This is a genomic window from Acinetobacter sp. 1207_04 (assembly GCF_052850415.1).
The window spans coordinates 107,912-120,516 of record NZ_VXCQ01000005.1 but is presented as its reverse complement, the minus strand read 5'-3'; the positions used below and the strand labels follow the sequence as shown (position 1 = coordinate 120,516).

Here is a 12,605-nt window from a genome sequence, read left to right as displayed (position 1 = left end):
TCCATTTTTTTTAAATTAGCAGTTGTTTATGAAGAAATATTGGCTAATATTTACAAGGCTACACTAAATAGTCACATTGAAAAATTGCATATTTGTTTTGAGTTTTTAATAATATATAGGTCAAATATGACTAGGGAAATGAAAAAAATGAAAAAAATCGCACTCACGTTAGGATTACTCGCAACTGCTACTTTTGCTAATGCTGCAGACCCACTCAATGGAACTGTATGGAAAACCATTGATGATGCAACAGGCAAACCAAAAGCTATTGTAAAATTTACAGAACAGAAAAACGGCACCCTTTCTGCAACGATCCAAAGCATAGTGACACCAGGTGAAGAAAATGCTTGTACGAAGTGTGAAGGGACGTATAAAAACAAATCTCTCAAAGGCGTGACCATTGTTCATAATCTTAAAAATGTCGGTGGTACAAGCTATGAAGGCGGATCTATTTTAGATCCTAAAAATGGTAAAACCTACAAGCTAAAAGGTGAGCTTGCGGGGAATAAATTGAATCTACGCGGTTATATTGGTGTATCGGCTTTAGGTCGTAATCAAACTTGGATTCGTGCGCAATAAACACATCTAAGTATTTGATTAAAAAATTTTACTTTAGAGATTTTTAAAAAAGCCTGATGTATTCAGGCTTTTTTAATCAATAAATTTTGAAGTTTTTAGCAGGGGATTTATTTCAATATACGAATCGCATCCTCATTAAAGCCCACAATATATTGGTCATCGCTTTCAATAATCGGTCGTTTGATCATACTTGTATGCGTTGTCAGCGTTTCAATCAAATTTGTTTCACTAGAAAGTGCATGTTGTTGCTCTGCTTCGGTTAGTTTTTTCCAAGTTGTGCCTTTTTTATTTAAGATGATGTCCTGTCCAACCTGATCGAGCCAAGTTTTTACCGTTTCAGCATCAATACCTTGCTTTTTATAATCATGAAAATCGTATGCAATACCGAGTTCTGTGAGTAGGTCAAAGGCTTTTTTCATAGAGCTACAATTTTTGATACCATAAATTTTTAACATCAGGTTGATCCATTCTTTAATCTGCAAAATAGCATAACAAAAGCAGTCAATTTACGCATGAATGATGTTTGAATAAAAATTTGAGGCAGTCATAAAACTGTAAGGAAAATTTGGCATTATGTAATCAATAAAGCATAAGAATGATAAAAGAACATAGCTCGTTAGATTATTGTGATAATAATCTAACGATAAAAAACTTCATAATAAAAATTGGTTGTTGTGGACAGGGCTTTATTTGATTTTGATGATAATAAAAATAAGTTTTGTCTTACTCTAATAAATAATAATGGAAATATTAATTGAAAATAAAAAAATTAAAGACTATAAAAGAGAAAACCCGCATTTAATCATCCTGATCATGCGGGTCTCAATACAACGTCCATTGTTTCGTCCTTGGAAAATATTCACTTGCGTAACTATTTTCTATCCATCCTACGGCTTCCTATCCCTATTTGATCATCCTGATCACATCCCTTTGCCGTGAAGCAATAATGCCGTTTATTATGTAGAAAAAACATCCACAACTTCGTCAAGCGATGTGAGATATTTACGCATATTGAGTAAACGGTTGTTCACTCAATATGGTTTATTGAAAAAAATTAAATTTAGATTTTATAGTCAATAATGACGGGGGCATGATCGCTAAACCATTGTTCCTTATAGACCCAAGCATTGACTGTGCGCTCTTTCCAATCAGGTGAACAGGCTTGATAGTCAATCCGCCAACCAACATTTTTCGCACGAGCTTGCCCTCGGTTTGACCACCATGAGTACACTTCAGCTTCTTTACGCACTTCACGGAAGGTATCGACATAGCCTAATTCATCATAAATATGATCGAGCCATGCACGTTCATGTGGTAAACAGCCCGATGCTTTTTGGTTACCTGACCAGTTTTTAATATCAATACGTTTATGTACGATGTTGTAATCGCCACAAATAATCACAGACTTATTTTCATCACGCCATTGTTTCAATATTTTTGAATATTCTTCAAGGAAACGATCTTTACGTGCTTGCGCTTCATCGCCTGAAGAACCTGAAGGCAAATACAGTGAGCAAATATGGACAGGTTGATCGAGTCCAAGATCAAACTCAGCTGAAATAAAACGTCCTTGGCTATCTGCAAGTTCAAAACCTAAGCCATCGGTAATCGATACAAAGGGAAGGCGACTATAAATGGCTGTACCTGCGTAACCCGCTTTTTCAGCAGGAAAAAGATGCGTATACCAACCTTCAGGTTTAAATTTATCTGTCCATTGTGCGTGGGTAATGCGACTTTCTTGCATGCAAACCACATCGGCATCGGACTGTTCAAGCCATTCAAGTAAGCCTTTGGTCACAGATGCACGTAAACCATTTACATTAATTGAGACAACTCTTAAAATTTTTTGATCACTTGGATAGCTACTCTTTGGTATCATGCGCAGTCATAACCTTTCTGTATGAATTTTGGAGCACCTCATGACCTCGCAAGCTCAATTTGATCCACAAGCTTTTATCGAACTCGCATTATCACGTGGTGTGCTTAAATTTGGTGAGTTTACTTTAAAATCGGGTCGTGTGAGTCCTTATTTTTTTAATGCAGGCTTACTCAATGACGGTGAAGCATTATCATTATTAGCTCAGGGCTATGCCGATAAACTCACTCAGTGTAATAATGTTGAAGTGATTTTTGGCCCAGCGTATAAAGGCATTCCATTTGTTGCTGCAACTGCTGTGGCATTATCGCAAGTGCATGGTCAAAGTGTGCCTTGGGGCTTTAACCGTAAAGAAGCCAAAGATCATGGTGAGGGTGGTGTCTTGGTTGGAGCTTCTGTTGAAGGCAAAAAAGTGTGGATCATTGATGATGTGATTACTGCAGGTACAGCTATTCGTGAAGTGGTTACTATCTTGAAAAATGCGGGTGCAAGTATTGCAGGTGTATTAGTTGCGCTTGACCGTCAAGAAAAAGGTCAAGGTACATTGTCTGCAATTCAGGAAGTTCAGCAAGAGTTAGAAATTCCTGTACATGCACTGATTACTATGCGTGATTTGATGACATTCTTAGATACGAAAGGCGATCAAGAAGCTTTGGCAAAAATGGAAGCTTATCGTGTGAAATACGGTATCTAATATTAATGATTTCTAACGATGTAATAGTCATTCTATAATTTAAGGAGCAATGCGCTCCTTATTTTTAGCACAAATTTTGGATTTGAGTTTATTGGGAAGCGGATTGAGATGTTGTGGTTGCTTTTAATAATCATCTGCGTGATTGTTGGCTTTCTAGTGATTCGCCAAAGTGATCAACGTAGATGGGGGCGTTATCAAATTGAACGCGATATGTATTTTCAAATGTATCCCTATCAGCTTGATCCATTGTTGCCATTTAGTGTTGTGGTACCTTTGGGCTATATTGCTCAGCGAAAATTACAAAACGAATTGATGCTAAAATTTAATCAAGAAGTGATTTATATAACTGCACTTGTTCAGCGTGAAGAGGCACGACAAAATCAAACTTATGTGGTGCAAGTGCGTATCCACGATCATAAAGTCGGTGAACTAGAGCCAAAGTATGCAGAAAAACTGTGTTTGAATTTAGCTCAGACTGATTTTTTTATTGGTCGCCCCATTTCTTTACAGGCTGAAATTACAGTATTTCAAAAATCTGAGACTGAATGTGGTTGCCGAATTAAATTAAACCTACCACCCGATCCACAAAGTGCTGATGAATATGTGATTAGAAATAATAAAGATGATGCAAAAAAAGATTTAGTTATTGAAAAAAATAAAAAAAATAATTTGTAAAATGTAATAATCCTGTTTCTCAATGCTCTTTAAAGAATTGAGAAACAATCTAAAAATAATCTATCAATATTTATAAAAATTAGTGTCTTAAGCAATCAGGACTAGAACCATAACAACTCCCCGATTTGATTTCATAAATGGTTGAATGTCCCGGATTGCCTTGAGGTCGTGGTACGCCTTCAGGTACAAAAATCGTAACCGAGTGAGCTCCATATAAACCTGCGGGCATCGTCATTTCTTTTAAGACCACATAAGCACGGTCAAAATGTACATATTCCATACCTGTGCCAGAAGAGGATGTACCTCCAACGACTGGCGGTGTATGAATGTTTTTCGCACGATTATTGGCTGCTTTCCATGCGTCAATATCTGCTCGAGTTGCAGGTCTGAGTAGACCTTTTGCAATTGCATCTTGTATGCCTGCTTGCCCTGCTAAAGGAGCATTCCGATCAATCACATCTTTCATTGTGCGATCTTGGGAAAATTGCAGTTGTGCATTTGAGTTGATATTTCCAATTGTTGCTCGTCCATTTTGTGCAATGACAACGGCTTGAATATCACGCTGTAAAATTTTCTGTGATAATTGGTTGATTTCTGAGGTATTGTCACTAGAAACATAACTATAACCGCACTGTGAGTTTTCAGAAGTCGTTTCTAATACAGGAATAGATTTAGGTAATCCAATGACTTTTTGGGTGTGATATCCCGTTGCGATAACACCTACAATATGTGTATTCGCTTCCCATTTTATATTCCAAATAGTGGGTTCATACGCACCTAAAATAAGTAGAATTGGGCGGGTATGTTGAACTTGTATATCCATTTCATTGGCTTGGTGACCGCTGTTATCAATTTGATAATTGGATTCACGTCCTGAATATGCACCTGTGGCGAATACATCAAATTGTTGCGGAAGTTTGGTTTTAAATTTTGTGCAATCATTTTCAATAGGTGGTGTATGTGTTGATCTTGTATGATCTCGTCGATATTCGGATGTGTTTGCAAGTATAGCTTGGCGTAAAAGATTAGAATTATCAGGTGCTTTTTCACTATAGAGACAATATTTTGGTCGAATATTGTCTGTTAGATCTGAAAAACATTGCCATGAAGTAATTGTTCGCCCATCTAATGATTGCGGTTGATAGTAAATTTTGTGCTGCGCCAATTTTTCTGGAATTTTACTATTGTTTTTTAAGTCAACGATCAGTTGCAATTGATTGAATTGAAAATTCACACCATCTTGAGTTTGCAAGTTAGGGATAATTGTATTTTGAATGTCTGAGGATTTCCGAAGTAATTGAATGAGTTGTCCGTTGTTGTTAGATAAATACTGTTGATTTACTTGATCAGCAAATTTTTTTTGCTGTTGTGAGATATGCCCCAAAACTTGATGTATTTGATATTGCATATAAGCATTTTGCCCCAGAAAGCCTAAACCAACGATTGCAAAGCTACTTAATACACCAACGAGCACCCCAGTTTGAAAGTTTTGTTTATTATTTTTCATAGATTTAACACTAGTATAATTTATAGTTATTTAAAATACAGTAGTGGCTAAGAACTGAACAGAATAATGCGATATTTTGTATTAATTTTTAAAGACACAATTTTATATTGAATCTATGATAAGTATCTAAAAAAAGCAGAAAACTTTGTATTTGATCTCGGCTATACTCCAAGGAAGCCAAAATTTTATAAGAGCAATTGTATGCGTGTACTTGTGGTGATGGATCCCATCGAAAATGTAAACCTAAAAAAAGACTCAACGATGGCAATGCTGTGGGCAGCATCACGTCGTGGGCATGAGTTAGGTTATGCATTACAACAGGATTTATATATTGATCAGGGCAAAGCTTTTGGTCTGATTTCACCACTCAAAGTGTTTGAAGATTACAATCACTACTATGAATTGGGTGAGCAAAAGAAAGAATCTCTTGCGACATATGATGTGGTGTTAATGCGTAAAGACCCACCATTTGATATGAACTTTGTGTACACCACGTATATTTTAGAACAAGCGGAACGAGAAGGTGCGTGGATTATTAACAAACCACAAAGCCTACGTGATTGTAATGAAAAAATATTTGCAACCCAATTTCCCGATTTACAAGTACCAACATTGGTTACTTCACAGCAAAGTTTAATTCGTGAATTTTTAAAAGAGCATGGTGACGTTATTGTCAAGCCACTTGACGGTATGGGGGGAATGGGAATTTTCCGTTTATACCAAGATGGTGTGAATATTGGCTCAACCATTGAAATTTTAACTGAAAATGGTACGCAGCCAATAATGGCTCAGCGTTATATTCCAGAAATAGTCGACGGTGACAAACGTATTTTGATGGTGAATGGTGAAGCTGTACCTTATTGCTTGGCACGAATTCCGCAAAATGGTGAAGTTCGTGGTAATTTAGCTGCGGGTGGTTTGGGTGAAGCACGACCATTAACTGAAAATGATAAAGCGATTGCAGCTAAAGTTGGACCATTTTTAAAAGAAAAAGGTTTGGTTTTTGTGGGTCTAGATGTTATTGGTCAGTATGTCACTGAAATTAACGTGACGAGTCCAACGTGTATTCGTGAAATTGATGATCAGTTTGGAACGTCTATTGCAGATGATTTATTTGCTGTACTTGAAGCAGGTAAAACAGTTTAGGACTTAATGTTTCATTGATTTAGTCTTTATTGTAGTAAAAAATGAAACGAACACAGAGCGCTCGTGTTAGGTGCTCTGTGAATTTTTGTTGAAGTTGATGTAAAACTCACTTTCTTCAGTATTTTTTGACTGATGAATGATAAAATTGGTTTAAACTCGTAAATCAGTAGAAAAAAACAATGAAGCACTGAGTGAAAAAAAGTAAATAAACTTTTCCCCGTAGTGCTTTGTGATTACAATTGTATATCTAAAATGTACGTACTTTTTATTTTTGAATTGAAGAATTAGACCGTGACCAAACCTCAGCAAAGCACACCTCGACACGTCATGATGATGGCAGCAGGAACTGGTGGACATGTATTCCCAGCCCTTGCGGTTGCAAAAGAATTGCAACAACAGGGTTGCCAAGTGTCTTGGCTTGCAACACCGACAGGGATGGAAAACCGACTTTTAAAACAACATGATATTCCTATTTATCAGATTGATATTCAGGGTGTACGTGGTAATGGTGTTATCCGTAAACTTGTAGCGCCATTTAAAATTATGAAAGCAACGCTGAGTGCGATGCGTTATATGAGACAGTTAAATGTCGAAGCTGTTGCTGGTTTTGGTGGCTATGTTGCAGGACCTGGTGGCTTGGCAGCACGCTTACTTGGCATCCCAGTGATTATTCACGAACAAAATGCGGTTGCAGGGTTTACCAATACTCAATTATCTCGTATTGCAAAAACGGTATGTCAGGCATTCCCAAATACATTTGCTGAAGCGCCAAAAATTGTAACTACAGGTAATCCTGTACGTTCGGAAATTACGGCAATTTATAATCCCTCATTTCGCTATAAAGAGCGTATGAGTGTAGGTGAACCTATTCACGTTTTAATTGTGGGGGGGTCGCTTGGGGCACAGGCATTAAATGAAACCGTACCTTTGGCATTGAAACAGCTCAATGTACCTTTGAAGGTTTTTCATCAATGTGGTCAAAATAAACAAGAAGCAACTCAAGCTTTGTATGCTGATATACCGCAAAGTATGCATGTGCAAGTTGAGCCATTTATTGAAGATATGGCGAAAGCTTATGCTGACGCAGATTTAATTATTTGCCGTGCAGGTGCATTGACTGTGACTGAAGTAGCAACAGCAGGTTTAGCAGCAGTTTTTGTTCCTTTGCCAAGTGCGGTGGATGATCATCAAACAGCAAATGCACGCTTCCTTGAAACAATAGGTGCAGCGAAGATTTGTCCACAAAATAGTATGACACCAGATTCGTTAAAAGATTTACTGACGCCACTGATGGATCGTCAATTGTTGATGGAAATGGCGATAAAAGCCCGTCAACACGCTCAGCCCGATGCCACACAGCGTGTGGTTGGTTTAATTCAAGATTTGTAAATTTTTAGAGTAAATTATGTCTCCACAAAGTCCGGCTGATAAAGCAAAAAATCTGATCAAAATTCCTGAAATGCGTCGTATTAAACACATTCATTTTGTGGGTATTGGCGGTGCAGGAATGTGTGGTATTGCCGAAGTGTTAAAGAATCAGGGCTATAAAGTTTCTGGCTCAGATATTAAAGCATCGAAAACTACTGCACAGCTCGAAGAGAATGGCATTAAAGTTCATATTGGTCATCATGCAGATAATATTTTGGGTGCAAATGTTTTAGTAGTATCTACTGCCATTGATCCTGAAAACTTAGAAGTAAAAGCTGCGATTGAAGCACGTACACCTGTCGTACGCCGTGCTGAAATGCTTGGTGAGCTTATGCGTTACCGTCACGGTATTGCAGTTGCAGGCACACATGGTAAAACTACCACAACAAGTCTTGTGACATGCATGCTTGCTGAAGAAAGCATGGATCCAACTTATGTAATTGGTGGCTTGCTCAATCGTACAGGTGTGAATGCCGCATTGGGTGCGAGTCGTTATATAGTGGCGGAAGCGGATGAGTCAGATGCATCATTCCTACACTTAGAGCCTATGGCTGCAATTGTGACCAATATTGATGCAGATCATATGGACACTTATGGTGGTAGCTTTGATGTATTGAAAGATACATTCATTAAATTCTTACAAAAAATGCCATTTTACGGTTTAGCCGTTGTATGTGGTGATGATGCTAATATTCGTGAAATTATGCCACGCATTGGTCGTCCTGTATTGACCTATGGTTTTAACGAAGATAATGATATTCGTGCAGTTGATGTTGATCAAACGGGTATGCAATCAAGTTTCACAGTATTACGTAAAGGTCGTGAGCCTCTTCGCTTGACCATCAATATGCCAGGTTTACATAATATTCTAAATGCACTTGCAGCCATTGGTATTGCAACCGATGAAGGCGTTTCAGATGCAGCGATTGCACGTGCTCTTGAAAGCTTTAGTGGAGTTGGTCGTCGTTTTCAAGTTCAAGGTGAGTATGAACTAGGTGAAGGCACGGTGAAATTGGTCGATGACTATGGTCATCATCCGAAAGAAGTAGAAGCGACGATTAAAGCAGCACGAGCAAGTCACCCTGATCGCCGTTTGGTCATGATGTTCCAACCGCATCGTTTTAGCCGTACTCGTGACTGTTTTGATGATTTCGTTGATGTATTGTCACAAGTTGATCAATTGTTATTACTAGAGGTCTATTCTGCGGGTGAAAAGCCAATAGTTGGTGCAGATAGTCGTTCTCTTGCACGTAGTATTCGTCTACGCGGAGAAGTTGAACCGATATTGATTGACCCAGTCGAAGGCAATTTACAAAATGTGATACAAAAAGTGTTACAAGCGAATGACTTGTTATTAACACAAGGTGCGGGTAACGTGGGAGCAATTTCTGTAGAATTGGCACAGAACCAGCTGTATTTAAAATAATTGTATGATGGGTTGTGGATATGCATCACTCTATGCGCCATAACCGATGATTAAATTGAAATTGACTTATTTGTAAAGTTTAAGGATATAAACGTGTCAAATGCTTCTAAATTTGGAAAAGTAGCGGTATTGCTTGGTGGTAAATCTGCTGAGCGTGAAGTTTCATTGGATAGTGGTAAAGCCGTACTCGAAGCATTGTTACGTTCAGGAGTGAATGCAGAAGGCTTTGATCCCCAGGAACGCAGTGTGACTGAATTGGTCAATTATGATCGTGCCTTTATTGTGCTACATGGTCGTGGTGGTGAAGATGGTCAAATTCAGGGTACTTTGGAATGGATGAATATTCCATATACAGGTACTGGTGTTCAAGGTTCTGCAATTGGCATGGATAAAGTCAAAACCAAGCAAATTTGGCAAGGTTCGGATTTACCTACTGCGCCTTATCGTATTATTGGTAAAGATGCTGATTTCAATGAAGTCATTGAGAACTTAGGTTTACCGCTCATTATTAAGCCTGTGCATGAAGGCTCAAGTGTCGGTATGAGTAAGGTTGAAAAAGTAGAAGATCTTGCAGCAGCACTTGAAAAAGCAACACAGCATGATGCTATTGTGATGGCGGAAAAATGGATTACAGGTCGTGAATTTACCATTTCTTTTTTAAATGGTCAGCCTTTGCCGGTGATTCGTCTGCAGCCACCAGCTGATGTTGCTTTCTATGATTATGAAGCAAAATATAACCGTAATGATGTGGAATATGGTATTCCATGTGGTTTGAGCGAAACTGAAGAAAAGCAATTACAAGAATTATGTTTACGTGCATTCCAAGCGGTTGGAGCAAGCAATTGGGGACGTATTGATGCGATGCAGGATGAGCAAGGTAATTTTTGGTTACTAGAAGTCAATACTGTACCTGGAATGACGAGCCATTCATTGGTGCCAAAAGCAGCCAATGCGGTGGGTTATAGTTTTGATGAATTGTGTGTAGCAATTCTTGAGCAAACATTAGCAGAAAAAGCACACTAATTTATGGCTCAACTTCCTGCATCTATGCGACGCAAACGTGTCGCTACGACCTCTATCCATGAGAAACCGATTACTCGCAAAGATAAAATGCTCAATGCGGGGAGTTGGATACTCATGGTGGTCGCTTGTTTTGTTTTAGCAGCAGGAGTGTTCGGGCTATATAAAGTCATTACTGATGCTCAAGTTGCAAATCTACAAGTGATTGGTACAGATTTGGAACAAGAAAATACACAGATGATGCGACACTTGTCACCTGTTGTGACCGATAATTATTTTACTTCCGATTTGGAAGTGATTCGTGATCGGGCACTTGAGGTTTCATGGGTTGATCGAGTGGTGGTTTCTCGTGCATGGCCAGATGGTATTCGTGTACGTGTGATGCCTCGACATGCCATTGCTCGGTGGGGAACAGGGCGTCTGTTAAGTGATGCGGGTGATGTGTATTCTGAAGCAGTGATTCGGAATCATACGCAACTGCCATTGCTTCATGGGCCACTCAGCCAATCCAAAGTGATGATGCGTCGTTATAATGAAATTAATCAGTTATTTCATCCTACAGGAATGCGCTTGAAAGAGCTTTATCTGACCGAGCGTATGACGTGGTTTATGCAGTTTGACACAGGTCTACGTATTATTGTGGATCAAGATCAAACCATGAGCAAATTGCAGCGTTTGAGCTATTTGGCACAGCATGATTTGAAGTCTGCTTGGCCAAATATTACGGCAATTGATTTGCGTTATCGAAATGGTCTTTCGATACAATGGAAAAATTCAGCTGCACCACAGATTAAAAGTGGTCAGTTTGTTGTAAGAAATAGTGACAGTAATGTTGCGAATAGAAATGTTACACAGCCATAATGTATGGCTTTATAAGAGGCGTTAAGCCAAAACATAATCAATCAAGATAAAATGGTAGACGTGATGAATGAAGCTGTTCCCTCAGTTGTGGCGATAGACATTGGGACACATAAAGTTTCAGTATTGATAGCTAAGGTACATGCCCCTGATAAAATTCAGGTTATTGGTATGGCTTCTGCACGCAATAAAGGTATGAATAAAGGCAAGATTGTGAGCCTAGATAAAGTCACAGCAGCCATTAAAAATGCAGTGCAGGAAGCAGAAGATATAGCAGAATGTCGTGTTCATTCTGCATGGATTTCAATTCCAAGTACCGAATTACAAAGTCATTATGCAGTTGGACGTACACCTATTGCCAATCCTGAACATACCATTACTACGACAGAAATGGTTCGCGCACTTGAGCTTGCGAAAGCCAGCCATATGACAGCTGACTATTATCTTGCAAGTGCAGTACCCATGGGGTTTGAACTTGATGGTGAGGGTGAGTGGGTACAAAATCCTCTTAATTTATCTGCACATAGCTTAACAGGGCATTATCAGTTGATGATGCTACCCATTAGTACCATGCAAAACTTGGATCGCGCGATTAAAGGAGCGAACATTTTTGTTGAAAAAATGGTGGTGTCTTGTTTAGCTACTGCTGAAAGTAGTTTACTCAAAGATGAAAAAGAATATGGCGTATGTTTGCTTGATATTGGTGCAGGAACAACCAATATTGCGGTGTATATTGAAGGTCAATTGGCACTTGCACATACCATACAGCGTGGCGGTGAAAATGTAACACGTGATATTGCAACTGTTTTACAGACCACGACAGAAGAAGCGGAACGTCTAAAATTATTGCATGGATGTGTTGATTTACAACAAGTAAAACCAGAACACATGATTCAATTTGAAGCAATTGATGGACCGCAATCAATTAGTCGTATTGAGCTTTCAGACATTATCATTGCGCGTTATGAAGAAATTTTACACACAGTCCGTACAGAACTTGAAAATAAAGGTGCATTACAGAGTCTGTATCATGGTGTAGTATTGGCAGGTGATGCATGTCAGATTGAGGGTATGGTGACGTTGACACGTCATATCCTCGGTGTTTCAGCGCATTTGGGTAATTCACCTTTAGAAGTATTTGCTGAAGATCAGCATTTATCGGTACTGCGCCGTTCGATGTACACGACTGCAACAGGTTTACTCATGTTTAGTCAGGGTGATTTGCAGGAAGCAATTGAAGAGCCTGACACTTCTGGGAAACGTCCATTTTTTGAACGAGTCGCAAATGGATGGTCAACGTTCAATGATAAATTGAAAAGTTTTTTTTAGTTTTTGGGGAATATTGTTAGGAAGTTGTAAGTATGTCGCTCTGTACTTGACAAGCTCAAACAGGCAC

The 12,605-nt window shown here is 38.7% G+C and carries 12 protein-coding genes; 9 read left to right on the top strand and 3 right to left on the bottom strand.

Annotated elements, in window-relative coordinates:
- Positions 1-147 precede the first annotated feature (147 nt).
- The gene (locus FW754_RS06120; RefSeq protein ID WP_409510683.1) at positions 148-579 is read left to right on the top strand and encodes a DUF2147 domain-containing protein; all 432 of its coding nucleotides are present in this window, start codon (positions 148-150) and stop codon (positions 577-579) included.
- 107 nt (positions 580-686) lie between these two features.
- Here the strand turns inward: FW754_RS06120 and FW754_RS06115 are convergent, their stop codons facing one another.
- Together FW754_RS06115 and FW754_RS06110 are read right to left on the bottom strand one after the other, a co-directional pair.
- The gene (locus tag FW754_RS06115; protein ID WP_446324125.1) at positions 687-1,034 is read right to left on the bottom strand and encodes a Spx/MgsR family RNA polymerase-binding regulatory protein; all 348 of its coding nucleotides are present in this window, start codon (positions 1,032-1,034) and stop codon (positions 687-689) included.
- Between the two features lie 605 nt (positions 1,035-1,639).
- Entirely contained in the window at positions 1,640-2,458 is an 819-nt protein-coding gene (locus tag FW754_RS06110) for an exodeoxyribonuclease III (protein WP_409510685.1), read from the bottom strand.
- 40 nt (positions 2,459-2,498) lie between these two features.
- On the opposite strand from FW754_RS06110, the gene pyrE reads away from it, so the two are divergent.
- Positions 2,499-3,149, top strand: coding sequence for an orotate phosphoribosyltransferase (gene pyrE / locus FW754_RS06105; RefSeq protein WP_409510686.1), 651 nt, complete (start codon positions 2,499-2,501; stop codon positions 3,147-3,149).
- A 108-nt stretch (positions 3,150-3,257) separates the two neighbouring features.
- Complete coding sequence (locus FW754_RS06100; protein WP_446324124.1) at positions 3,258-3,824, top strand: hypothetical protein; 567 nt, start codon at positions 3,258-3,260, stop codon at positions 3,822-3,824.
- A gap of 79 nt (positions 3,825-3,903) precedes the next feature.
- Here FW754_RS06100 and FW754_RS06095 read toward each other — a convergent pair whose 3' ends face one another.
- Positions 3,904-5,331, bottom strand: a complete 1,428-nt coding sequence (locus FW754_RS06095) for a hypothetical protein (RefSeq protein WP_446324123.1) — start codon at positions 5,329-5,331, stop codon at positions 3,904-3,906.
- Between the two features lie 201 nt (positions 5,332-5,532).
- Between FW754_RS06095 and gshB the strand changes: the two genes are divergently transcribed.
- The 6 genes from gshB to ftsA all read left to right on the top strand — a co-directional run bounded on the left by gshB (position 5,533) and on the right by ftsA (position 12,538).
- Positions 5,533-6,477, top strand: a complete 945-nt coding sequence (gene gshB / locus FW754_RS06090) for a glutathione synthase (RefSeq protein WP_419346189.1) — start codon at positions 5,533-5,535, stop codon at positions 6,475-6,477.
- A 291-nt stretch (positions 6,478-6,768) separates the two neighbouring features.
- The gene (murG, locus tag FW754_RS06085; protein WP_446324122.1) at positions 6,769-7,866 is read left to right on the top strand and encodes an undecaprenyldiphospho-muramoylpentapeptide beta-N-acetylglucosaminyltransferase; all 1,098 of its coding nucleotides are present in this window, start codon (positions 6,769-6,771) and stop codon (positions 7,864-7,866) included.
- A 16-nt stretch (positions 7,867-7,882) separates the two neighbouring features.
- Positions 7,883-9,331, top strand: a complete 1,449-nt coding sequence (gene murC, locus FW754_RS06080) for a UDP-N-acetylmuramate--L-alanine ligase (protein WP_446324121.1) — start codon at positions 7,883-7,885, stop codon at positions 9,329-9,331.
- 93 nt (positions 9,332-9,424) lie between these two features.
- The gene (locus tag FW754_RS06075; RefSeq protein WP_409510692.1) at positions 9,425-10,354 is read left to right on the top strand and encodes a D-alanine--D-alanine ligase; all 930 of its coding nucleotides are present in this window, start codon (positions 9,425-9,427) and stop codon (positions 10,352-10,354) included.
- Between the two features lie 3 nt (positions 10,355-10,357).
- Positions 10,358-11,212, top strand: coding sequence for a cell division protein FtsQ/DivIB (locus tag FW754_RS06070; RefSeq protein ID WP_419346186.1), 855 nt, complete (start codon positions 10,358-10,360; stop codon positions 11,210-11,212).
- Between the two features lie 63 nt (positions 11,213-11,275).
- The gene (ftsA, locus tag FW754_RS06065; protein ID WP_419346185.1) at positions 11,276-12,538 is read left to right on the top strand and encodes a cell division protein FtsA; all 1,263 of its coding nucleotides are present in this window, start codon (positions 11,276-11,278) and stop codon (positions 12,536-12,538) included.
- Positions 12,539-12,605: the final 67 nt, after the last annotated feature.

What these genes read in the sequence shown, in the direction of transcription:
- FW754_RS06110 (WP_409510685.1), bottom strand. Translation starts at nt 2,458, where the DNA reads ATGATACCAAAGAGTAGCTATCCAAGTGATCAAAAAATTTTAAGAGTT.
- murC (WP_446324121.1), top strand. Translation starts at nt 7,883, where the DNA reads ATGTCTCCACAAAGTCCGGCTGATAAAGCAAAAAATCTGATCAAAATT.
- pyrE (WP_409510686.1), top strand. Translation starts at nt 2,499, where the DNA reads ATGACCTCGCAAGCTCAATTTGATCCACAAGCTTTTATCGAACTCGCA.
- FW754_RS06115 (WP_446324125.1), bottom strand. Translation starts at nt 1,034, where the DNA reads ATGTTAAAAATTTATGGTATCAAAAATTGTAGCTCTATGAAAAAAGCC.
- FW754_RS06100 (WP_446324124.1), top strand. Translation starts at nt 3,258, where the DNA reads ATGTTGTGGTTGCTTTTAATAATCATCTGCGTGATTGTTGGCTTTCTA.
- FW754_RS06095 (WP_446324123.1), bottom strand. Translation starts at nt 5,331, where the DNA reads ATGAAAAATAATAAACAAAACTTTCAAACTGGGGTGCTCGTTGGTGTA.
- gshB (WP_419346189.1), top strand. Translation starts at nt 5,533, where the DNA reads ATGCGTGTACTTGTGGTGATGGATCCCATCGAAAATGTAAACCTAAAA.
- ftsA (WP_419346185.1), top strand. Translation starts at nt 11,276, where the DNA reads ATGAATGAAGCTGTTCCCTCAGTTGTGGCGATAGACATTGGGACACAT.
- FW754_RS06070 (WP_419346186.1), top strand. Translation starts at nt 10,358, where the DNA reads ATGGCTCAACTTCCTGCATCTATGCGACGCAAACGTGTCGCTACGACC.
- FW754_RS06120 (WP_409510683.1), top strand. Translation starts at nt 148, where the DNA reads ATGAAAAAAATCGCACTCACGTTAGGATTACTCGCAACTGCTACTTTT.